The organism is Mesorhizobium sp. M8A.F.Ca.ET.202.01.1.1, assembly GCF_004791595.1.
In the GTDB taxonomy this organism is placed as follows: Bacteria; Pseudomonadota; Alphaproteobacteria; order Rhizobiales; family Rhizobiaceae; genus Mesorhizobium.
The window spans coordinates 373,517-396,598 of record NZ_SRUN01000002.1 but is presented as its reverse complement, the minus strand read 5'-3'; the positions used below and the strand labels follow the sequence as shown (position 1 = coordinate 396,598).

At 59.3% G+C, this 23,082-nt stretch carries 19 protein-coding genes; 4 read left to right on the top strand and 15 right to left on the bottom strand.

Annotation, left to right across the window (positions count from 1 at the left end; genetic code table 11):
- Nucleotides 1-7: 7 nt before the first annotated feature.
- From EN845_RS06625 to EN845_RS06570, 12 genes are all read right to left on the bottom strand, one after another.
- A complete protein-coding gene (locus EN845_RS06625; protein ID WP_135880810.1) occupies nucleotides 8-1,261 on the bottom strand; it encodes a sarcosine oxidase subunit beta family protein in 1,254 nt (417 codons plus the stop codon).
- 112 nt (nucleotides 1,262-1,373) lie between these two features.
- A complete protein-coding gene (gene glnT, locus EN845_RS06620) occupies nucleotides 1,374-2,717 on the bottom strand; it encodes a type III glutamate--ammonia ligase (RefSeq protein WP_135906906.1) in 1,344 nt (447 codons plus the stop codon).
- Between the two features lie 26 nt (nucleotides 2,718-2,743).
- Nucleotides 2,744-4,072 (bottom strand): FMN-binding glutamate synthase family protein, encoded by a 1,329-nt coding sequence (locus tag EN845_RS06615; protein WP_135880812.1) that lies wholly within the window; start codon nucleotides 4,070-4,072, stop codon nucleotides 2,744-2,746.
- Between the two features lie 10 nt (nucleotides 4,073-4,082).
- Nucleotides 4,083-4,823 carry a GXGXG domain-containing protein gene (locus EN845_RS06610; RefSeq protein WP_135906904.1) on the bottom strand — a complete coding sequence of 247 codons (741 nt, stop codon included), beginning with the start codon at nucleotides 4,821-4,823 and terminating at the stop codon, nucleotides 4,083-4,085.
- Between the two features lie 3 nt (nucleotides 4,824-4,826).
- The gene (locus tag EN845_RS06605; RefSeq protein ID WP_135906902.1) at nucleotides 4,827-5,723 is read right to left on the bottom strand and encodes a glutamine amidotransferase family protein; all 897 of its coding nucleotides are present in this window, start codon (nucleotides 5,721-5,723) and stop codon (nucleotides 4,827-4,829) included.
- A 304-nt stretch (nucleotides 5,724-6,027) separates the two neighbouring features.
- Complete coding sequence (locus EN845_RS06600) at nucleotides 6,028-6,750, bottom strand: XRE family transcriptional regulator (protein ID WP_135880815.1); 723 nt, start codon at nucleotides 6,748-6,750, stop codon at nucleotides 6,028-6,030.
- 159 nt (nucleotides 6,751-6,909) lie between these two features.
- A complete protein-coding gene (locus EN845_RS06595) occupies nucleotides 6,910-8,211 on the bottom strand; it encodes a DUF4147 domain-containing protein (protein WP_135906900.1) in 1,302 nt (433 codons plus the stop codon).
- Nucleotides 8,212-9,180 carry a D-glycerate dehydrogenase gene (locus EN845_RS06590; RefSeq protein ID WP_135906898.1) on the bottom strand — a complete coding sequence of 323 codons (969 nt, stop codon included), beginning with the start codon at nucleotides 9,178-9,180 and terminating at the stop codon, nucleotides 8,212-8,214.
- Nucleotides 9,181-9,245: 65 nt separating this feature from the next.
- Nucleotides 9,246-10,145: a succinate--CoA ligase subunit alpha gene (gene sucD, locus EN845_RS06585; protein ID WP_135880818.1), complete on the bottom strand. Its 900-nt coding sequence runs from the start codon at nucleotides 10,143-10,145 to the stop codon at nucleotides 9,246-9,248.
- Nucleotides 10,146-10,159: 14 nt separating this feature from the next.
- Nucleotides 10,160-11,344: a malate--CoA ligase subunit beta gene (locus EN845_RS06580; RefSeq protein ID WP_135880819.1), complete on the bottom strand. Its 1,185-nt coding sequence runs from the start codon at nucleotides 11,342-11,344 to the stop codon at nucleotides 10,160-10,162.
- A 13-nt stretch (nucleotides 11,345-11,357) separates the two neighbouring features.
- Nucleotides 11,358-12,323, bottom strand: coding sequence for a CoA ester lyase (locus EN845_RS06575; protein WP_135906896.1), 966 nt, complete (start codon nucleotides 12,321-12,323; stop codon nucleotides 11,358-11,360).
- Between the two features lie 12 nt (nucleotides 12,324-12,335).
- On the bottom strand, nucleotides 12,336-13,526 hold the full coding sequence (locus EN845_RS06570; protein ID WP_135906894.1) for an aminotransferase class V-fold PLP-dependent enzyme: 1,191 nt from the start codon (nucleotides 13,524-13,526) through the stop codon (nucleotides 12,336-12,338).
- Nucleotides 13,527-13,885: 359 nt separating this feature from the next.
- On the opposite strand from EN845_RS06570, the gene EN845_RS35355 reads away from it, so the two are divergent.
- The gene (locus EN845_RS35355; protein WP_167531267.1) at nucleotides 13,886-14,287 is read left to right on the top strand and encodes a hypothetical protein; all 402 of its coding nucleotides are present in this window, start codon (nucleotides 13,886-13,888) and stop codon (nucleotides 14,285-14,287) included.
- Between the two features lie 379 nt (nucleotides 14,288-14,666).
- On the opposite strand, the gene EN845_RS06560 is transcribed toward EN845_RS35355, so the two are convergent.
- Genes EN845_RS06560 through EN845_RS06550 form a run of 3 tightly spaced genes read right to left on the bottom strand, consistent with a single transcriptional unit; the run spans nucleotide 14,667 to nucleotide 19,434 of the window.
- A complete protein-coding gene (locus EN845_RS06560) occupies nucleotides 14,667-15,314 on the bottom strand; it encodes a response regulator transcription factor (protein ID WP_135906892.1) in 648 nt (215 codons plus the stop codon).
- 25 nt (nucleotides 15,315-15,339) lie between these two features.
- Entirely contained in the window at nucleotides 15,340-16,644 is a 1,305-nt protein-coding gene (glyA, locus tag EN845_RS06555; protein ID WP_135906890.1) for a serine hydroxymethyltransferase, read from the bottom strand.
- A gap of 39 nt (nucleotides 16,645-16,683) precedes the next feature.
- Nucleotides 16,684-19,434, bottom strand: a complete 2,751-nt coding sequence (locus tag EN845_RS06550) for a phosphoenolpyruvate carboxylase (RefSeq protein ID WP_245511648.1) — start codon at nucleotides 19,432-19,434, stop codon at nucleotides 16,684-16,686.
- A 908-nt stretch (nucleotides 19,435-20,342) separates the two neighbouring features.
- On the opposite strand from EN845_RS06550, the gene EN845_RS06545 reads away from it, so the two are divergent.
- From EN845_RS06545 to EN845_RS06535, 3 genes are read left to right on the top strand one after another with little or no spacing between them, the layout of a single operon-like run.
- Nucleotides 20,343-21,476: an aminomethyltransferase family protein gene (locus EN845_RS06545; RefSeq protein ID WP_135906889.1), complete on the top strand. Its 1,134-nt coding sequence runs from the start codon at nucleotides 20,343-20,345 to the stop codon at nucleotides 21,474-21,476.
- Nucleotides 21,477-21,480: 4 nt separating this feature from the next.
- The gene (locus EN845_RS06540; protein ID WP_135906887.1) at nucleotides 21,481-22,086 is read left to right on the top strand and encodes a dimethylamine monooxygenase subunit DmmA family protein; all 606 of its coding nucleotides are present in this window, start codon (nucleotides 21,481-21,483) and stop codon (nucleotides 22,084-22,086) included.
- On the top strand, nucleotides 22,083-23,048 hold the full coding sequence (locus EN845_RS06535; RefSeq protein WP_135906885.1) for a PDR/VanB family oxidoreductase: 966 nt from the start codon (nucleotides 22,083-22,085) through the stop codon (nucleotides 23,046-23,048). Before EN845_RS06540 ends, EN845_RS06535 begins: the two co-directional genes overlap by 4 nt.
- Nucleotides 23,049-23,082 lie beyond the last annotated feature (34 nt).

The window sequence follows — 23,082 nt, the reverse complement described above, 5'->3', positions numbered from 1 at the left end:
CTGGTCTTCAGTGAAGGTTAGGCTGGGGCCCCTGCCCCTTTTCGTCGATCATAAAGCCGCGCTGGAAGCGGTCGAGGCGGAAGCGTTTGGCTTCCTCATGCGGTTCGTCGCGGGCGAGCAGATGCGCGAAGGTCAGGCCTGAGGCAGGTGTCGCCTTGAAACCGCCGTAGCACCAGCCGGCATTGATGTAGAGGCCGTCGACCGGCGAGCGATCGATGATCGGCGTGCCGTCCATGGACATGTCCATGATGCCGCCCCACTGGCGCAGCATGCGCACCCGGCCGATCATCGGCATCAGCGCCATGCCGCCTTCGCAGACATCCTCCATGACCGGCATGTTGCCGCGCTGGGCATAGGAATTGTAGCCGTCGAGATCACCGCCGAAGACCAGGCCGCCCTTGTCGGACTGGCTGACGTAGAAATGGCCGGCGCCAAAGGTGATGACGCCGGGAATGAGTGGCTTGATCGCTTCCGACACGAAGGCCTGCAGCACGTGGCTTTCGATCGGCAGGCGCAGGCCGGCCATCGCCGCCACCTTCGAGGAGCTGCCAGCGACCGCCATGCCGACCTTGCCGGCGCCGATCCTGCCACGCGACGTCTCGACACCGGTGATCGCGCCGTTCTGGTCGCGGATGAAGCCGGTCACTTCGCAGTTCTGGATGACATCGACGCCAAGCTTGTCAGCCGCGTGGGCATAGCCCCACACGACGGCGTCGTGGCGCGCCGTGCCCGCGCGGCGTTGCAGCAGTCCGCCCTGGATCGGGAAGCGTGCATTGTCGTAGTTGAGGAACGGCAGCATCTTGCGGATCTGCGTGGCGTCGAGCAGATCGGCGTCGATGCCGTTGATGCGCATGACGTTGCCGCGCCGCGCGAAGGCGTCGCGCTGGGCGTCGGAATGGTAGAGGTTGATGATGCCGCGCTGGCTGACCATCGTGTTGTAGTTGAGGTCCTGTTCCATCCGCTCCCACAGCTTCATCGACAGCTCGTAGAAGCCGGTATTGCCGGGCAGCATGTAGTTGGAGCGGATGATGGTGGTGTTGCGGCCGGCATTGCCGGAGCCGATCCAGCCCTTTTCCAGTACGGCGACATTCCTGATGCCGTATTTGTGGGCCAGGAAATAGGCAGTGGCCAGCCCGTGGCCGCCGCCGCCGATGATCACGACGTCATAACGACTTTTAGGCGCCGGGTCACGCCAGGTACGGGACCAGTTTTTGTGCCCGGACAATGCCGCACGCGCCAGGGAGAAGATGGAGTATTTCATCGGGTCAATTCTGCGAAAGTTGCACTTCCAAAATGTTCGAAAACGGCTCCGCCGGGCCCTGGGAGGTAGCGGAGGCGGCAACGGAGCCGTTTTCCACGCGGACTCTTTGGATTTAGACGTCCAGTGTGTGATCGCGTTCCCATTGCGTGAAATGGGAGGCATAGGAGTTCCATTCCTGATGCTTCAGCTTGAGAAACGCCGTCGAAAACTCCTCGCCCATCGCGGCCTTGAGTTCGATGTCCTTGTCGTATTGGCGCAGCGCGTCGAGCAGGTTTAGCGGTAGCTTCGGACCGTTGGTTACGCTGTGGCCGTCCTTGTACATGTCGATGTCGGAGCGTTCGCCCGGATCGGCTTTCGTGCGAATTCCGGAAAGACCAGCAGCGAGAATGACGGCCTGCATGAGATAAGGGTTGGCGGCGCCATCGGGCAGGCGGAGTTCGAAGCGGCCAGGGCCAGGCACGCGCACCATGTGGGTTCGGTTGTTGCCGGTCCAGGTCACCGTGTTGGGAGCCCATGTCGCGCCGGAGATCGTGCGTGGGGCATTGATGCGCTTGTAGGAATTGACCGTGGGATTGGTGATCGCGGCAAGTGCCGAGGCATGCTTCATGATCCCGCCGAGGAAATGCCGGCCCTGTTGGGAAAGGCCCAGCTCCATGCTCTTGTCTGCGAACGCATTGGTTTTGCCGGCAAGGTCCCATACCGAGATGTGGGCGTGGCAGCCATTTCCGGTCAGACCCTGGAATGGCTTCGGCATGAAGGTGGCGCGCAAGCCGTTCTTTTCTGCGATCGACTTGACCATGAACTTGAAGAACGAGTGCTTGTCCGCGGTCGGCAGCACGTCGTCATACTGCCAGTTCATCTCGAACTGGCCGTTCGCGTCCTCATGGTCATTCTGATAGGGGTTCCAGCCAAGCTCCAGCATGGCGTCACAGATCTCGGCGATGACATCGTAGCGACGCATGACGGCCTGCTGGTCGTAGCAGGACTTCGCCGCGGTATCGTACTCGTCGGAGATTTTTTCTCCCCCCGGCGTCGTCAGGAAGAACTCCGGCTCGACACCGGTCTTGACGCGCATGCCCAATTCGGCCGCGTCCGCCACCAGACGCTTGAGTGTGTTGCGTGGCGCCTGTTCGACGCCTTTGCCTTCCATCACGCAGTCTGAGGCGACCCAGGCTACATCCCGCTTCCACGGCAGTTGGATGACGGAGGAGGCATCCGGAACCGCCAGCATGTCGGGATGTGCCGGCGTCAGGTCGAGCCAGGTGGCGAAGCCGGCAAAACCGGCACCATCCTTCTGCATGTCGGCGATTGCTTGAGCGGGAACCAGCTTGGCGCGCTGCCCACCAAAAAGGTCGGTATAGGAGATCATGAAATACTTGATGCTCCGCGCCTTGGCGAATTCACCCAGATCGGTTGCCGCCTTAGGCTCCAGTTTGCTCTCGAAAGCCGTTCCCATAGCTTGTCTCTCCCAGCTTTGCTGAATCAGAAGGTGTTTTTGCCCGGTACCCAGTTCGTGCCAGCCAAAGGCACGCCGGCCATGGCTGCTGACTCAAGCGTCAGGGCACAAAGGTCCTCCGGCTCCAGATTGTGCAGATGATTCTTCCCGCACGCACGCGCGATCGTCTGCGCTTCCAGCGTCATCACCTTCAGGTAGTTGGCCAACCGTCGCCCCGCCGCGATCGGATCGACCCGCTTCATCAGCTCGGGGTCCTGCGTGGTGATACCGGCCGGATCCTTGCCTTCGTGCCAGTCGTCATATGCGCCAGCAGTGGTTCCAAGTTTCTGGTACTCGGACTCCCAACGCGGATCGTTGTCGCCTAGAGCAATAAGCGCCGCCGTTCCGATCGACACGGCATCGGCCCCCAGCGCCAACGCCTTGGCGACATCGGCGCCGTTGCGGATGCCTCCAGAGACGATGAGTTGCACCTTTCGGTGCATGCCGAGATCTTGCAACGCCTGGACGGCGGGCCGAATGCAGGCAAGTATAGGCTGGCCCACGTTTTCAATAAACACTTCCTGGGTTGCGGCGGTGCCGCCCTGCATTCCATCAAGCACGACCACGTCGGCACCCGCCTTCACCGCAAGCGCGGTGTCATAATAAGGACGTGCGCCACCGACCTTGACGTAGATAGGCTTTTCCCAATCGGTGATCTCACGGATCTCGAGAATCTTGATCTCAAGATCGTCAGGTCCTGTCCAGTCAGGATGCCGGCAAGCCGAACGCTGGTCGATCCCCTTGGGCAACGTGCGCATTTCGGCAACACGGTCAGAGATCTTCTGGCCAAGCAGCATGCCGCCGCCGCCGGGCTTAGCGCCCTGGCCTACAACGATCTCGATTGCGTCGGCGCGGCGAAGATCGCGCGGGTTCATTCCATAACGCGAGGGCAGATACTGATAGACCAGCGTTTGCGAGTGGCCTCGTTCTTCCTCGGTCATCCCGCCATCGCCGGTAGTCGTTGATGTTCCCGACAGCGTGGCACCGCGTCCCAGCGCCTCTTTGGCTGGGCCAGACAGCGAGCCAAAACTCATGCCGGCAACAGTGATCGGGATCTTCAATGTAATCGGCTTCTTGGCGTTGCGTGCGCCGAGTATGACGGTCGTGTCACACTTTTCACGGTAACCTTCGAGCGGATAGCGGGAGATTGACGCGCCGAGGAACAAAAGGTCATCGAAGTGCGGGAGCTTGCGCTTGGCGCCGCTACCGCGAATATCGTAGATGCCCGTGGCCGCGGCGCGGCGGATTTCCGACATCGTATAGTCGTCGAACGTCGCGGATTTGCGCGGGATGGTTGGCGGATTCTGATAGGTCATGATGCTGGCCTCAATACGCGGCGGCGTTGTCGATGTTGAAATTGTACAAGGTGCGCGCGGAGCCGTAGCGCGTGAACTCCTCCGGCTTCACGCCCTTGACACCGGCGCGGTCGAGCAGTTCCTGCAGCTTGGCGATGTGCTCGGGACGCATTTCCTTGGCGATGCAGTCGGCTCCAAGGCTCTGGACCTTGCCCCTGACGAACAACTTCGCTTCGTAGATGGAGTCTCCGAGCGCGTCTCCCGCATCGCCGAGTACCACCAGATGCCCTGATTGCGCCATGAAAGCCGACATGTGTCCGATATCGCCATGAACGACGATATCGATGCCCTTCATGGAGATCCCGCAGCGCGAAGAGGCATTGCCTTCAATAACCAGCAAGCCACCCCTGCCGGTAGCGCCAGCGTACTGGCTGGCGTCACCCTTCACGATGATTTCACCCGACATCATGTTTTCGCCAACACCAGGTCCGGCCGACCCATGTACCGTAATGGTGCCCTGGCTATTCATGCCGCCGCAGTAATAGCCAACGCTGCCCCTGATATCGACAGTGATTGGCTGGTCCACTCCAGCAGCGACAGCATGGCCGCCGCCGGGGTTTAGAATTTCCCAAGCCGTCTCGTTGGACCCCGGCTTGATGTTGTGGAGCGCATGGTTGAGTTCCCGTAGCGGCGTCTTGGCAAGATCGAACTTAACCGCTGAATGGTCCGAACTGCGCGGCGCTGCGGCCGTGGCAAGATTGGTCGTATGCATACCTCAATGCTCCCAGAAATAAACAGTTGCTGGCTCAGGTTCCCAAACCTTGGCGTTTTCTATGCCAGGCAGCATCGCGAGAGCGCGATATTCCGACCCGAACGCCACATACTGGTCGGTTTCGGCGAGAACTGCCGGCTTGCAGGCGATGGGGTCGCGGACCACGCCGAAGCCTGATTTGGTGCCCACGACAAAAGTGAAGAAGCCATCCAGATCGCCGAGTGTGTGCTCCAGCGCTTCGCCAAGCTTCATACCGTGAGCCATCTTCGATGAAAGATAAGCAGCCGCCACCTCGGTATCATTCTCGGTTTCGAACTTCATGCCTTCGCGCTTGAGTTCACGACGAAGGTTGTTGTGGTTCGACAGCGAGCCGTTATGAACCAGACACTGGTCCGGCCCCGTGGAAAACGGATGGGCGCCCATGGTCGTCACCGCCGATTCGGTGGCCATACGGGTATGACCGATGCCGTGCGTTCCAATCATCTTGGACAGGCCGAAACGATCGACCACGTCCCCAGGCAAGCCCACTTCCTTGTAAATTTCGACGTTATCGCCCGAACCCATGACGCGGATCGATGGCCTGATCTCGCCAAGCGCCGCACGGGTCGCATCGATCTGGTCTGAGGGGACGTCGATGACGGCATGCGTCGAATTGACAGCGACCTTGACCTCGACGCCAAGCTTCTTGCGCAGCTCCGCTGCCAATCCGGCAAAATCGGACTGCGGCGACTGCGACTGAATGGTGACCTTGGCGCGGCCAGGGGTGGCAGGTCCGTAGATAGCGATGCCCGCACTATCAGGTCCGCGATCCGTCATAGAGATCAACATCTCGGACAACATCGCACCCAATTGGGATTGAAGCGATTTGTCCTTCAAAAAAAGCCCCACGATTCCGCACATGACGGCCACTCCATAGTGATTGCAGCTGACAATTTTGGTAGCAGGTCCAAATTGCCAAATCAACTGTCATGAATTTTTTTTTCCTCAGGGAGAAATAGGCGGACACCACTTTTTTCTCGCATACAGGCCAGAACCATACCCAACTGATGATAGCAGCGAGAGCCAACTATCTGCTTTTTATAGAAATTCTCGAAGGCTGCCTGACAAGGCTGGCGAAGGCGTTGACGAGAATAGGCAACGCCGCTGGGTTTAGGGCCTCAGTCGGCCACAAAATAAACCCGTGTTCCCGTGGTCCTCTGCCCAGCTAATCCTGTCCGCCGCTCTGCGGATACGAGATGATGGAAAGGTAGCGCATTGGAAGTTTGATCAGTTCTTCCGGTCCGTGCGGGGCATCAGCATCGAAGAACAAGCTATCGCCAGGCAACATGCGGTAGAGCTTGCCGCCGTGGCGATACACAACCTCGCCCTCGAGCATGTAGAGAAATTCCATGCCATCATGCTGGAACATTGGAAAGACGTCGGAGTCTTCCGTTAAGGTAATGAGGTAGGGCTCGACCTCGACTCCGCTGGTGTTCGAACCGATATGGCCAAGCAAGGTGTACTGATGACCTGCCCGGGTGCCACGCCGTTCAACGTCCATGCCCTCGCCTGCCTTGACGAAAACAGCGTTTCGATCCTCCTCGAAGCGTCGAAAAAAAGCCGTGATCGGCACGCCCAGGGCATTGGAAAGCGTCTGTAGCGTCGTCAAGGACGGTGATGTTATCCCGTTCTCGATCTTCGACAGCATGCCGAGCGAGATATTCGTGGTGCTCGCAAGGTCCGCGACAGTAATGCCCAGTTTCTTGCGAAAGGCTCGGACCTCGCGACCGATCGCAAGCTCAAGGACTTTCTCCCTGGCATCGCGAACGGCATGGGGATCCTGGGACAAGACAGCAGAACGTGCGACGGCTGGCGCCGCGGGCGGTTTGCCCTCTGGCTCGTTGACAGACACCTTGGCGGCCGTCACAAGCTTTTTGACTTTTGCCATTTCGAACCGCCCAAATCCCAGACCCTACGATTTCACTTTAGGTAAACATATTTGCCACACCTTACAATACGCCGACTCCTGGCACGGGGCACGGCTGGCTGTCATCGAAGCGTTGTCAAAGGGTGCCGGCACTATCCGGGCGCCCGAGGACACTGAAGGTCAGCGCATCAGGACAATCTGAATATCGGCAGCATTGGTGCCGGTCGCGCCGGTAATCAACAAGTCGCCTGAGCCAGCAAGCGCCCGGTAGGAATCGTTGTTCTCGAGGCTGCTGACGGGATCGAGGCCCGTCTTCCGCATCCGGTCAAGCGAGCCAGCATCAACTATGCCGCCCGCTGCATCCGTCGGTCCGTCAAGACCGTCGGTTCCAGCACTGAGAAGAACCCATGGTCTGCCTATAGGCAAATGTTCGTTCAGCAGAGCAAAGCGTAAGGCGAGCTCCTGATTACGCCCGCCGGTTCCACTACCCCTCACCTTTACGGTGGTTTCCCCGCCAAAGACCAGTGCCACAGGCGCATTGTGTTCGGCGGCCGTGCGTGCGCGTTTGTGGAGCGTGGCTGCAGCAGCAAGGACATCTCCGCAAAGCCAGTCATTTGGGTGAACCACGGAATGAAACCGGATGCGGGCCTTGTCAGCTACCCTTCGCTGACTGATCAGATTGCTCCCGACAATGACATTCTCGACATTGTCGAAATCATACGCGGCCTCGTCAGGTACCGCTTGGAACTCATCAAGCCGGCAATTCAAAGCGGTGGTTAACTTCGGCCGCAGTCCATATTTATCAAGCACCTCAACTGCTCGTCGGGCCGAGACATCGGGCATCGCGGTAGGTCCGCTGGCGATTGCCGAGACGTTGTCGCCACGAACGTCCGAGAGAATTAAGGATAATACGCGGGCTTTTCCCGCCAAACGGGCAAGCTGGCCGCCTTTAAGTCGCGAGAACAATGGCCGGACGGAATTGATCTCGCCAATGTCCGCCCCGGAGTGAACCAATACTTTGTTGAGGGCTATCTTGTCGGCGAGTCCGATGCCCAACGGCGGCGCACACAGCAAGGCCGAGCCGCCACCGCTGACCAAAACAAGAACCAGGTCGCCGTCCCGCGCGTCCGCAACGGCATTCTCGATCGCCGCTGCGCCCGCAATGCTGCCCTGATCCGGGATCGGGTGGCCGCCAGTCATCACCTGGACCCCATCAATGGGGTCCATGTTCTCGTGATTGGTGAGGGCGGTGGCCGTCTCCAACTTGTCGCGGACAAAAGGCAGGGCAGCCCGCGTCATGGAGCAGGCTGCCTTGCCGAAGGCGACCAGAATGATCCGCGACGCCCGCTCGAGCAGTTCACTGCGCTCAAGCAACGCCACGGACACTGCGTGTTCAGGATTTGCCGCCGCCACGCCCTCGCGAAACAGGGCTACAGCCTCTTGCCGAAGGGCCTTGAGCACGCCCGCCGATCGGATGACCACCTAGGTCACCCTGTCGGGCGGTTGGCGCCCCTCGGAGAAGGCGATCAAGTTGTCCACCGCCTTCATCCCCATCGCCACGCGTGTCTCTTCGGTGGCAGAGCCTAGGTGCGGAAGTAGAACAACATTGTCCAATCGCAAGAGCCGTTCGGGGACGAGAGGCTCTTCGGCAAATACATCCAGGCCGGCGCCAGCGATGGTGCGGTTCTCGAGCGCCTGAATAAGCGCATCCTGATCGACAACGTCACCCCTGGCCGTATTGATCAAAAATCCACCCGGCTTCATTGCGCCGATGCGCCTGCCGTCGATCAAGTGTCGATTTTCGGCCCCTCCGGGGCAATGCAGCGACACGAAATCCGATCGATTGAGGACTTCTTCGATGCTTGATACCTGCGTGGCAGCCATCGCCCGGAGCTCATCATCATCCACGCGCGAGCGATTGAAGAATATGATGTCCATGCCAAAGCCGAAACGGGCACGCTTCGCAACTGCCTTGCCTATGCGCCCCATCCCGATGATGCCTAGCGTCTTGCCCGAAACTTTGGCGCCAATCATATGGGTCGGACACCATCCCGACCATTTTCCCGCCCGCAATTGGCGTTCGCCCTCGCCGGTGCGCCTCGCAACCGCGAGCAGCAAGCTCAGGGCAATATCGGCGGTGCAATCCGTCAGTACGCCTGGCGTGTTTGTCACTAGGATGCCGCGCTGCCTGGCGGCATCGAGATCGATGTGACTGAACCCAACTCCGAAATTTGCGATCAACTTGGTGCGCCCGTCCTCATCGGGAAAAACAGACGCGGGCAGCTTGTCGCTGACCGTCGGCAGAATCGCATCAAAGCCCGCCATCGCGGCCTTGAGCTGCGTCGATGTGAAAGGAATATCTCCCTGGTTCAGCGTGACGTCGAAGCGTTCCGCAAGGACGCGCTCGACAGCGTCGGGCCAACGCCTCGTCACAATTATGCGCGGCTTCATGCGAGTTCCTCGCCGGTTGGATAAGGATCGCCCGTCAAAACCAATCCCGATTGCACGAACTCGGATCAGGCGGCTTTCATTTGCTCGGCGAGCACGCCGGCCACTGTAGCGCCGAACGCGGCGGGTGTCGGCACAATGGTCACGCCGGCGTCACGCAGGATCTCCACCTTCTCCTGTGCAGACTCGCCGAAGGCGGAAATGATTGCTCCGGCATGGCCCATACGTCTTCCCTTCGGCGCAGAGAGCCCGGCGATGTAGGCGATCAACGGTTTCTTCATATTCGATCTGGCCCACTCGGCGGCCTCGGCTTCTTGCGATCCGCCGATTTCACCAATCATGACCACCGCGTCGGTGTCATCATCCTTCTCGAACAGTTCAAGAATGTCGCGGAAGGACGACCCATTGATCGGGTCGCCGCCGATGCCGACGCTGGTCGATACACCGATGCCGAGCGCCTTCATCTGCGAGGCCGCCTCATAGCCGAGCGTGCCGGAGCGGCCGACGATGCCGACGCGGCCGGGCAGGTAGATGTTGCCCGGCATGATGCCCATCAGCGCCTGTCCCGGCGTGATCATGCCGGCGCAGTTCGGGCCGATCAGCCGCATGCGGTCCTCGAAGCGGTAGCGGCGCATGTAGCGCTTTACCTGCATCATGTCCTGCGAGGGGATGCCGTCGGTGATGCAGACGCAGAGTTTGATGCCGGCGTCGGCGGCTTCCATGATCGAATCTGCGGCGAAGGGCGGCGGCACGAAGACGATGCTCGCTTCCGCGCGGGTCTCACGCACGGCGCCCTTGACCGTGTTGAAGACGGGCAGGCCGAGATGCGTCTGGCCGCCCTTGCCGGGCGTGACGCCACCAACCACCTTGGTCCCGTATCGCTGCATATCCTCGGCATGAAAACTGCCGATCTTCCCGGTAAACCCCTGGACGATGACGCGGGTGCTGCGGTTGAGCAGGATTGCCATTTTCTCGACCTCCCTCAGGCTGCTTTTTTCTTGGTGGCCGCGCGCCAGGCGGCGACGGCCTTTTCGGCGGCTTCCGCCAGCGTGTCGGCGACAATCACCGCCTCGCCTGAATCGGCCAGGATGCGGCGCCCTTCCTCGACCTTGGTGCCGGCAAGCCGCACCACCAGCGGCACGTTGACGCCGACTTCCCGTATTGCCTTGATGACGCCCTCCGCAACCCAGTCGCAGCGGTTGATGCCGGCGAAGATGTTGACCAGGATGGTCTCGACATTCTTGTCGCCAAGCACGGCGCGGAAGGATTTCGCGACCCGCTCCGGCGAGGCGCCACCGCCGATGTCGAGGAAGTTGGCCGGCTCGCCGCCGGCGATCTTGATCATGTCCATCGTCGCCATGGCGAGGCCGGCGCCGTTGATGATGCAGCCAATATTGCCGTCGAGGCCGACATAGGAGAGGCCGCGGTCGCTGGCGAAGGTTTCGCGTGGGTCTTCCTGGCTCTTGTCGCGCAGTTCGGAGATTTCCGGCCGCCGGAACAAGGCGTTCTCGTCGAACGACATCTTGGCGTCCAGGGCCATCAGATTGCCGTCTCCGGTGATGACCAATGGGTTGATTTCCAGCATCGCGGCGTCATAGTCGCGAAACACCCGATAGCAACCCAGAAGCGTCTCGGTCGCCTTTCCGATCAATTTGGTTTCCAGGCCCAGACCAAAGGCGATTTCGCGCGCCTGGTATTGCTGCATACCCGTACCGGGATCGACTGTTGCCCGAATGATCGAGTCAGGCTTTTTCTCCGCGATTTCTTCGATCTCCATGCCGCCAGAAGCGGAAGCTATGATCATGACCCTCTCGGCCTTACGATCCAGCACAAAGGCGAGATAGATTTCCTGTTGGATCTCGACCGTCTCCTCGATATAGAGCCGCGATACCAGCTTGCCGCGTGGGCCGGTCTGGTGGGTCACCAGCTTCCTGCCCAGCATGGACTCGGCGGCATCGCACACCTCCTGGTCGGAAGCACAGACTTTGATGCCGCCGGCCTTGCCGCGAGCGCCGGAATGAACCTGCGCCTTGACGACCCATTTGCTGCCGCCGATTTCGCTGGCACGATACGTTGCCTGCTCGGGGCTATAGGCCAGCCCGCCGCGCGGCACATGGATCCCATGACGGGAGAGCAATTCTTTCGCCTGATATTCGTGGATGTCCATGTCGAACTCCTCCTCAGTTCTGTGCGGCTTCGCGTAAATGCATCGGACGCTCGATGGCTTCGTGCGTGACCAGGACGTTGCGCGCCATGCGTTCCGATGCAGCGTCGATCATCTTGCCATCCAGAGACGCAGCACCCTTGCCCTGCTCCTCCGCTTCCTTGAGCACTTCAATGATCCGCCTGGCCCGCGTCACCTCCTTTTCCGGCGGTGAGAAGACGTCGTTGGCGAGCGCGACCTGCGAGGGGTGGATCGCCCATTTGCCTTCGATGCCGAGTGCGGCGGCGCGCCGGGCGGCCGCCTTGTAGCCTTCCGGATCGGAGAAATCGCCGAACGGCCCGTCAATGGCGCGCAGGCCATAGGCGCGGCAGGCGACGGTCATGCGCGACAGGGCGAAATGCCACTGGTCGCCGGGATAATCGGGGTTGAGGCCGCCAATGTTGACGGTCCGCGCCTTGTTGCTGGCGGCATAGTCGGCGACGCCAAAATGCATGGCCTCCAGCCGGCCGGGCGTCGCGGCGATGGCCTCGACATTGGCCATGCCGAGCGCGGTCTCGATCAGCGCTTCGAGACCGACCCGGGTCTTGTAGCCCTTGGCCATCTCGATCTGGTTGACCATGGCTTCGACCATGTAGAGGTCGGCCGACACGCCGACCTTCGGAACCAGAATGGTGTCCAGCCGGTCCCCGGCCTGTTCCATGACGTCCACGACGTCGCGGTACATGTAGTGCGTATCGAGACCGTTGATGCGCACCGATACGGTCTTGCCCTTGGCGCGCCAGTCGATGTCGTTGAGCGCCTGGATGATGTTCTTGCGGGCGCGCTCCTTGTCGGGCGGGGCGACGGCGTCCTCGATGTCGAGGAAGACGAAGTCGGCGGCGCTGTTGGCCGCCTTGTCGATCATTTCCGGGCTGGAGCCGGGAACCGCCAGTTCGCTGCGCTGCAGCCGCAATTTTTTCAAATGGTTGATGGTGTGGCTCATCGTCGGTTCCCCTCAGGCGGCTTCGGCGACCGGCATCGCGGCCGAGGCGCGGAAATGCTGGATGGCGGCGCCGACGCCGGAGCCCGGCGCCAGCTTGACGCCGCAGTCGAGCAGCGCCAGTTCGGCGGCGGACAGTGACGCCAGAACCATCACCTCGTTCAGCCAACCGAGATGACCGATGCGGAAGACCTTGCCCATCACCTTGTTGAGGCCGCCGCCGAGCGAGGTCTGATAGGTGCCGTAGGCGCGCTTGACGACGTCACCGCTGTCGATGCCTTCCGGCACCAGGATGGCGCTGACGGTGTCGGAGTGCCATTTCGGCGCCTTTGCGCACAGCTTCAGGCCCCAGGCGTCGACCGCCTTGCGCACGCCTTCGGCGAGGCGATGGTGACGGGCGAAGATGTTGTCGAGCCCTTCCTCAGCGATCAGATCGAGCGAGGCGCGCAGGCCGCGCAGCAGCTGTGTCGCCGGCGTGTAGGGGAAATAGCCGGCATCGTTGGCGCGGATCATGTCCTCGAACGAGAAATAGCAGCGCCGATGGGTCGCCTCTCTAGAGGCGGCGATGGCTTTTTTGCTGACCGATAAGAATCCGAGACCCGCAGGCATCATGAAGCCCTTTTGGGAACCGCTGACGGCGCAGTCGACACCCCATTCTTCCTGTCGGAAATCGATTGAGCCGATCGATGACACACCGTCGACGAAGAGCAGCGCAGGATGACCAATCGCGTCGAGTGTGGCACGGCAACCAGCGACATCACTGGTCACGCCGGTGGCGGTTTCGTTTTGCGTACAGAACACCGCTTTGATCTGGTGCCCCTTATCGGCCTTCAGCCGCTCGGCGTAGAGCTCGAGCGGAACACCGGTCCCCCACTCGCAATCGATTGCATCCACAACGAAGCCGAGACGTTCGGCCATGTCGATCCAAAGGTGCGAGAACTGGCCGAACCGTGACATCAGCACCCCGTCGCCGGGGCTCAGCACGTTGGTCATCGCCGCTTCCCAGGCGCCAGTGCCTGACGAGGGGTATATGAAGACGCGGCCGGTCTCGTTCTTGAACACCTTCTTGATGTCTTCAAACAACGGCAGCGTGAATTCCGGAAATGATCCGGCGCGCATGTCCTCCATCGGAACATTCATCGCCTGCCGGACCCGTTCAGGAACGTTGGTCGGTCCTGGGATGAAAAGATGGTTGTATCCGGCCATGACAGATTCTCCTCATATCGGCTTGGCGAATCCCGGCTCTGAAGGCATCGCCTGCTTCCGATTGGAGCATAGATATCTCGGCCCATTCGAAACAACACCCATCCGGGGAGAAAATACAAAGATCCCGCCTCGAAATAGGCCCATATGAGCACTCCATCATGACCCAAAAGGGTAGGACAAACCTACCCTTTTCAATTATACCGCACGCAAGACCACTGACAGTTATCAGTATGACTGTCTGTACTAGCCAGAGAAATTTGTGAATGACTTCGATGTCTTTTTTTACAACTAGAATTTTAAATAATATTGACCTGAGGTGCGGATATCTCTTTGGAACAATAAATCCGAGATAATATTTTTTGAATTATATTTTCCATCCGGAGCGAATCGACGTGATTGAGCGCCAGCTCGTCACTATGCATCTGTCGACGACAGGTGCGGCGTTGATGGCACATGGCCAACAACAGTCGGCTCCCGTTTGCAAACGTGGTCCGACCCGCTTCAAGCGATCTCTGAGCCTCTGGCGGAACCAGAACGACCAGTGCATCGAGCATGCGCCGGGGAAGCAGGTCCTTGCAATCACTCATTCGGCAGAAAACGGAGCTGATCGTCACATGCTGACCATCAACCGCAACCGACGGTTCGTCGGCCTCAGCCGCCCATTCTTCGTAAGAATCCAATGCATCCTGGAAAGACAAATGAAGCCCGAATGGGGCATGCCCGTCGTGAAGCGGCGGCAGAAAGCGCGACGCCTCGCATGAGCCACGTTGATGAAATCCGCCTGGGCAAACGTTGGCAATTTCCATGGAAATGACGAACTCCGCGCTCGGCGTTTCGCAAAAACATGCCTGCATATAGCACCTGTCTCGCAGGACGTTCTGCCTTTATCGGCCCAACCATAGCTTAACCAAACGAATACTACAAATAATATTTCTTTCCTAAAAGGAATATTTCTAAATCACCGGCGGGTGCGTGTTCGACCCAAAAGCGTGCTGCATCGCGGGCGTCTGGCGCGCGAAATCGGACAGGCGCATGCTGGAGCCTGATGGCAAGAACAAACCCTGCGTGAAGCGGCCTTCTTCAATGACCGACCGCCTGCGCCAGAACGTGGAGTGAATGACACCAGGTCGTCTGCCGGACTTAGCGGATAGTTTGCGGCACGCCCCGCTTCTTCTCTGCAGCATACAGCGCCACGGCCATAGCACGATTGCGTGCATCGAGCTTGTCGTAGAGATTTTTCAGATGGTATTTGACCGTGTTTTCGGAAAGACCGGTGCGCGTCGCGATCTGTAGATTGGTCCAACCGTCCGCCAGAACGGCCAGCAACTCTCGCTCCCGCGGTGTAAGTTTTGACAACGGTGTATCGTTAATTTTGGCGACATCGATGAAAGGTATGCAGATCCTGCCTCTCGCGACGACGAGTAACGTTTCGAAGAGAATACATGGATCGTCGAACTGATAGCAAAAGCCTTGTGCTCCCATGCGAACGCACTGTTTCAAAATGGCGGTGTCGTGCTCATTGGAGAAGACCACGACACGCACGTGAAGCTCGAGCCTTCGCAACGCGGCTAGGACCTCGCCACCATCCATATCTGACAGCTTCCAACCGACGACCGCGACATCAAAGGCGCAGACCGGCTCGGAAGCCGCCTTGATGAAGGCTTCCCCGCTCTGAACGCATTGTGCGAGTTCAAAACGCTGATCCTTGTTTATCATGTCGCAAAGGGCACTTAAGACCAGCGGGTTGCGGTCCGCGATCATAACCTTGAATCTGTTCACTTCGGCCATGGGTATTGTCGATCCTGAACCCGGTTTAATCGTAGATGGGGAACCTGCGCACCAGCGTGCCCACTTCTTCGCGAACTTCGTTCTCGACGGCCTTGTTGCCTTGTTCCCCGTTTGCCAGAAGCCCGTCGACAACCTTCATCGTCAATTTCCCTACCTGACGAAATTCTTCGGCCATGAAGCCGCGCGTCGTACAAGCGGGGGTCCCGAGCCTGATCCCAGAAGTGACTGCAGGGGTCTGCGGATCGAAGGGGATACCGTTCTTATTGCAGGTGATGTGAGCGCGACCGAGAGCGGCTTCCACAGTCTTTCCGGTCAATTGCTTGCGGCGCAGATCGACGAGCATCAGATGGGTGTCCGTGCCGCCGGACACGATGTCCACCCCACCAGCCGCGATGGTTTCGGCCAGAGCCTTGGCATTTGCGACAACATTGGCGGCATAGGTTTTGAACGCGGGCTTCAACGCCTCACCGAATGCAACCGCCTTGCCTGCGATAACATGCATCAAGGGTCCCCCTTGGATGCCTGGAAACACCGACGAGTTGATCTTCTTCCCAATCTCCTCGTCATTGGACAGCACCATGCCACCGCGCGGACCTCTCAGCGTCTTGTGCGTGGTGGTGCTCACGACATGCGCGTGCTGCAACGGATTGGGATGTACCCCGCCTGCAACCAGACCGGCAAAATGGGCCATGTCGACAAAGAGTTTGGCGCCAACTTCGTCACAGATGTTGCGGAAGATTTCGAAATCGATGATGCGAGGATAGGCCGAGCCGCCAGCCAGAATGAGTTTCGGCCGATGCTTGATTGCGAGATGACGCACCTCATCATAGTCAATCCGCTGATCCTGCGGCCTCACGCCATAGGAGACAACGTTGAACCACTTACCCGATTGGCTGACTGGAGATCCGTGAGTGAGGTGGCCGCCGGCGGCAAGGTTGAGCCCCATGAACGTGTCACCCGGCTGCATCAGCGCCATGAAGACCGACTGGTTCGCCTGGCTGCCAGAATTGGGCTGCACGTTGGCATAAGTGCAGTCGAACAGCTCCATGGCACGATTGCGGGCCAGTTCTTCTATCTCGTCGACATACTGGCAACCGCCGTAGTAACGCCGGCCAGGATATCCCTCGGCGTATTTGTTGGTCAGGACAGACCCTTGGGCCTCCAGCACCGCCTTTGAAACGATGTTTTCCGAAGCGATCAGTTCGATCTCGTCCCGCTGCCTTTGCAGTTCACGATTCATCGCGGCGTCGACGGCCGGATCGGATTCTGCAACGCCTGTGCGAAAGAACTGGCCGAGGCTGCCAAGGTCCGGTCTTGTCGGAATATTCATTTGTGTCCTCCTTATTCAGCACAATAGCGAGCTCTGATGCTAGCCGGTCCATCCAAGGCCAGCGGATATGCAGTTGATCGACAACAGAAGCGCATTGATTGCCCGCTTAGGACTTGGCTTCGAACCATCATGCGTTCGGACCTCATGCAGTAACTTCACCTGAAGCTTGTGGATGTCGTCCATCTGCGGTCGGGTTCGGTCGAAGTGGCGCTTAAACGCAGGAAAGCGTCGCGACAGGTCGACCGGGCCGGTGATCTCCCCGATTATGCGGCGCGTCAGCTGATATTCGGCAGCAATCTTCTTATGGATGCGCTCGCCTGTCTCAGGATCAGTGACAAGCCCGGCATATAGGCGGCCAATTTCCATGTCAGCCTGGTATAGCGTCTTGTCCACCTCATCGACGATCAGGCGGAAGAAACGCGAACGCTCGAACATCTGCTTCAGCAGATTAATGCCATGATCGCCTCGCACGGAGACGAACGAATTCAATGCGCTGCCGATACCGTACCATCCCGTCAGAAGATGACGGTTCTGGCTCCAGGCAAAGACCCACGGTATGGCTCGAAGATCAGCAAGGCTGCTTGCACCAAAACGACGCGGAGGTCTCGACCCGATCTTCAGGAGGGCGAGCTCTTCGACGGGACTCGCCTGGTTGAAATAGTCGATGAATCCCGGCTCGTTGATCAGGCTGGCATAGGAGGCCTGCGACATGCCGGTCAGGGCATCGAGCGCTTCTTCGAATTCCGGATTGTCCTTAAGTTCGGCCTCGTCGGCCGACTTGACGCTGTGGGCCAATACACTCGCGGCGAGGATTTCGAGCTGATAGAGCCCTGTTCCGCGATTGGCGAATTTCGAAGACACCACCTCGCCTTGTTCAGTCACGCGCATCACGCCACCAACTGTTTGCGCGGGCTGGGCCGCGATCGCCCTTCCAGTCGGCGCACCGCCACGGCTGACCGATCCACCACGACCATGGAAGAAGCTGATCTTGATCTTGTTTTTCTGACCCGTCCGCGTGAGTCGTTTCTGGGCTTTGCTCAATTCCCAGTTAGAGGCGAGGAACCCGCCATCCTTGTTGGAGTCAGAATAGCCGAGCATGATCTCCTGACGGTTGGCGAAGTCACGTATCGATCGACGAACAATCGACGTCGCCAGCAATTGATCCATGATCTCTGGTGCTGAGCGCAGATCGCCAATCGTTTCGAACAGGGGCACGACCTTGAGCCTGATCGTGCCAGATCCATCGAGAGCGGTCGCCAGACCGCAATACTGGGCAAGGAGGTATACCGCCAGAATGTCCTCGGGAGACTGTGTCATGGACAGGATGAAGGTGCCGATCGACGTGTTACCACTTTCAAGCGCAGCGTCGCGAATGACATCAAACAGATCGAGGAGTTCACGTGCTTCCTCACCAAGATTGTCTCGTTTGATCTCGAGCCGTTCGCCGGCGTGAAGGCTTTCGCGTATGCGCGCCGACCACTGTGGGCTTCCAGGTTGACACGCCGGAACATGCGGCGAGGCTGCTGCGAACAGTTCCGCCAGGACGCGATTGACCACCGTCGAATTCTGTCGGATATCCAGCGACACGGTGCGAAAACCAAAAGTATCGAGCTGCCTCACCAGCGGATGGACGAAGCGTTTGGCAATCAGATTGCCTCCGATGGCGTCAAGCACCTTCGAAAGCGTTAGCAGGTCCTTCCTGAAACCCTCTTCATTCTGATAGGCAACACCACTTCCCCTGCCATGCAGCGCATCAAGCCGACACAGCATGGCTGCAGCGAACTGCCGAAGAGGTTCATTCGAATTCCTCGTCGCGATCTGCTGTCCATCACCGCTTTTATCAAGCGCCACCGTCAGCGCAGATCCAAAGAACTCCGGCATATCGACAACATTGGAACTGGCACTCAAAACTGTGACCAGCCGCCGTACCTTTTCCCGGTACCATTCGATGGCCGCGTTGCGACACTCAGACAAGGCAAATGCAGTGATCTTTGCCGTCACATAGGGGTTGCCATCGCGATCGCCCCCAATCCAGGAACCATAGCGCATGAACGACGGCGTCTTGAGATCATGCTGCGGATAGTGCCGGCGCAATGCTCCCTCCAAGGTCTCATAGAGCTGCGTCGTCGCCTCAAAAATCACCTCACGAAAAAAATGCAATCCCCAGGCAATCTCTCGCTCGACGGAAGGGCGCTCCAGCCTTAGCTCGCCGGTCATCCACAGGATTTCGATCTCACTCTTCAGATCGCGGACCAGAGTATCGCGCTCACGTGGCGCCCATCGCTGCTGCTCCAGTTCCGTCAATTTGCGGTAGATGCGCCGGTGAATCTCAAGCACCGTCACGCGCTTTGCTTCGGTAGGGTGCGCCGTCATCGTCGGTCCGACACAGAGCCCGTTCAGGACCTCCTGTACAGTCGCGGCCGAGTAGCCTTGCGCTGCGATCTGGCCAACCACATTGGAGAATGACCCGATCACCTCGTCGGCCCCGCCGGCCTGCTCAAGCTCCCGGCGTGAGCGCATTGCAGCCAGTTCTCTGGCAATGGCCAGGAGCTGAAACCAGATGCCAGCGGCCTGCAGAGCGGCGATGCGCCGTTCCTTTGGCAATGTGTCGAGATCGACTTGCCCATTCAGCACTTCGGCTATGTCTGGCTCGCGTTCGGCCACAACCGACAAGAGCAGTCGGAACAGCAAGCTGCGGGCATCTTCACGGAAATTCATTGGCCGATTTTCTTCCAAAACATCGCCCTGCTCGTCTCTTGGGCGATGGTCCTGTTCCGGGAGCATGATCATCTTCGTGACCCTTCGGCCCCTGGGGCATACTTGAGGGGTTTCTGATATTCCTGCAATGAATTTTATATTCATATCAGTGTAAAAGCAACGCTTCAAGTAGCATATTGTCGGCGGCGTAGGATATAATTAAATGTAATTTTTTCAGATGCTTACAGCCTATGTCCCGCTCAGCAGCACCAGCCATCCTCCGGATGGAGTCCCCGACAGGAGCGACACAGGGATCCAGCAGATCAGCTGCGGGTCTGACGCCGTTCGCCGCGCATTTGGCACATCGCCAAGCAGTTGTGTCGACGCGAACGACGAACTTTTCGCCGGACCATCGCCATTTCCCCTTTTTCAGATGACAGAGGTGGCAAGCCCCTTGGCTGTTTGCGAAGCTCCCGTTGAGGCCAGACAGATGCATCCCACTTGGCCAGAACGGTTCTTGTCGACTCTAGCTCAAAGGGGGGCGCGTCCATCCTGCTGGGGAAGGACGCCAACGAACTCATTCGCCATCATCAGGATCGTTTCCCGCACGCGAGTTTTCTAGCAATCCACAGGGAATACGAAGGCCTCGTCAACTGCCTGGCGGACATGATTGAGGGCTCGCGGCGGTGCCCCGCAGCCGCGCGCTTCCACTTTCAAGACCTTGAATTTAATGGCTTTCATAGTCGTCACAGGAACTACGAGGTCACTCCAACCATCTCGACGCTCTAGCCTCATTTCTGAAAGCGCATAACTGTTCCTTTAGGGCAGGCATTCTTTACGAGTTCGGCGGTAGGCTCGCAAACCGAAAAGTTGCCTTACAGTAAACTTTATTGCATATGGGTATTGCACTGCGCTCGAATTTCAGTTCAGTATGGTTTACTTGGCGCCAGCCTTAGGCAAAGCGCGGACGCGATTGAGACAGTTTCGGAGGAGGACTACTGATGACGGCATCCTGGAGATTTTCGACCCTGGCGGATCGCCACCGGGCGCTGGGTTCGAAACTCGAAGACTGGAGCGGCATGGGAACCGCCTGGACCTACGACAAGGATGCCGACGAGGAGTACATCGCCATCCGCACCAAGGCCGGACTTATGGATGTGTCGGGCCTGAAGAAGGTGCACATCACAGGGCCGCACGCCTCGCATCTCATCGATCTCGCAACCACCCGTGATGTCGAAAAAATCTATCCCGGCAAATCTGTCTATGCGTGCATGCTGAATGACCAAGGCAAATTCACCGATGATTGTGTCATCTACCGGATATCCACCAATTCCTGGATGGTCGTCCATGGCTCAGGGTCTGGTCATGAAGAACTGACCCGGGCGTCGATCGGCCGCGATGTTTCCGTTCGCTTCGACGACAATCTGCATGATTTGTCGCTGCAGGGTCCGACAGCGGTCGACTATCTGGCCAAGCACGTGCCGGGCATCCGCGACCTCAACTATTTCCACCACATGCAGACGCAGCTGTTCGGCTTTCCCGTGATGATTTCGCGCACCGGCTATACAGGCGAGCGCGGCTACGAAATCTTCTGCCGCGGCCAGGATGCCGGCACGATCTGGGACAGAATCCTCGATGAGGGCAAAAGCCTCGGCATCATTCCTTGCCGCTTCACCACGCTCGATATGCTGCGCGTCGAAAGTTATTTGCTTTTCTACCCCTACGACAATTCGCAGAAATACCCGTTCGAGAATGAAGGCCCTGGCGACACGCTGTGGGAACTCGGCCTCGACTTCACCGTCAGCCCTGGAAAGACCGGTTTTCGTGGCGCCGAGGAGCATTACCGCCTCAAGGGCAAGGAGCGCTTCAAGATCTATGGTGTGCTACTCGAAGGCAAGGAGCCGGCCGACGAAGGCGCGCCGGTCTATCGCGACGGCAGACAAGTTGGCGTGGTGACCTGCGCCATGTATTCGCCGCTGGTCAAGAAATCGATGGGCATCGCCCGGCTCGACGTCGACTGCGCGGTCAAGGACACCAAGCTCGAGATTCGCAACAAGAGCGGTGCCATCAAGGCCACCGCCCAGCCATTGCCGTTTGACGACCCCAAGAAGATCAAGCGCACTGCGAAGGGATGAGGCGTTGGACACCACGCCGGTAAAGACGATTCTCAGTCGGCCGGTCTTCGGAACATTGTCCCCGCAGACCGGAAGCCACCACCTTTTTGTTGCTGACGCGGAAGGAGCTCTTGCTATTTCAGATATGGCCGCAAGAGCGCCGGCCGGATTTTTCGAAGGCGCCGAAATCGTCTATATCCCGGATCCGGACGGCAAACACGTCGCCGCTCTCGAAGCGCTGAAGCCGGGGCAGTTTCATCAGGCGCCGTCCTTCGCCAGCCTGTTGCCGCGATTGAAGCAAACGCTGGCCAACGCGCATATGGGCTTGCGTCTCTACCTTGCCGGTACCGAAGGCCTGATTGGCCAGGCCATGCAGGTGGCCCTCGAAGCCGGCATCGACCACACCTCGATCCAGACCGAGCATCGGGGCTCGCTGGCGCGGCGCATGCAGTGCGTCCACTGCAAGGGCATCACCGAGAACGTGACGACGCAGCCGGCGACCTGCGCACATTGCGGCTTGCTGCTTCTGGTGCGCGATCATTATTCGCGGCGCCTTGCCGCGTTCCAGGGTGTTTGCATCAACGCCGAGGATCGCAGCGAAATCCCTCCGATGGAGGAGATCTTCCGATGAGCACCGGCACCACCAAGCTCGATGTCGTGGTCAGCGATGTCGTCCCGGTCAACGAACTGGTCACGCGCTTCCATTTCCGCCGCCGTGACGGGGAGCTTTTGCCGACCTTTTCCGGCGGCGCCCATGTCGTGGTCGAGATGCGCGACGGCGACCTCACAAGGCTCAATCCTTATTCACTGATGGGCTCGCCGCTCGACACGCGCGAATACACCATCTCGGTGCGCCGCGACGATGTCGGCCGCGGCGGCTCGCTGTTCATGCACCGGTCGGTCAAGCCCGGCCTGGAGATGGTGGTCAGCTACCCCGTCAATCTGTTCTCGCTCGACCTCAGGGCGAAGAAGCATCTGATGCTGGCCGGCGGCATCGGCATCACGCCGTTCATGGCGCAGACCGCGCAGCTCGCCGGGTCCGGCGGCAATTTCGAACTGCACTACACCTGCCGCACCGCCTCGCTCGGCACCTATGCCGACGTGCTGCAGGAGCGCTATGGCAACCGCATCAGGCTCTATCACGACGATCGCGACGAGCGCATCGAGCTGGACCGGCTGTTGTCGTCGCAGCCGCTGGGCACGCATCTCTATGTCTGCGGCCCGGCCGGCATGATCAACTGGGTCCGCGCCCGCGCTGCAGAGCTGGGCTGGCCCTCGGAGACCGTACACTACGAGCATTTCGCGGCGCCCCAGCCCGGCCTGCCTTTCGACGTGACACTTGCCGTCAGCGGCAAGACCATCCGCATCGGCGAGCAGCAAAGCCTGCTTGAAGCCATCGAAGCCGCCGGTGTCGATCCGCCCTATCTCTGCCGCGGCGGCGTCTGCGGCCAGTGCGAGACCAACGTCATCTCGTATGACGGCAAGTTCATCCACAACGACCATTGGCTGAGCGAGGAAGACCACCGTTCAGGCTGCAAGATCATGCCATGCGTCTCCCGCTTCGAGGGCAAATCGTTGGTGCTTGAACGCTGAGGCATATCGGCGCGTTCGTCGGTCAGGAGGAGGA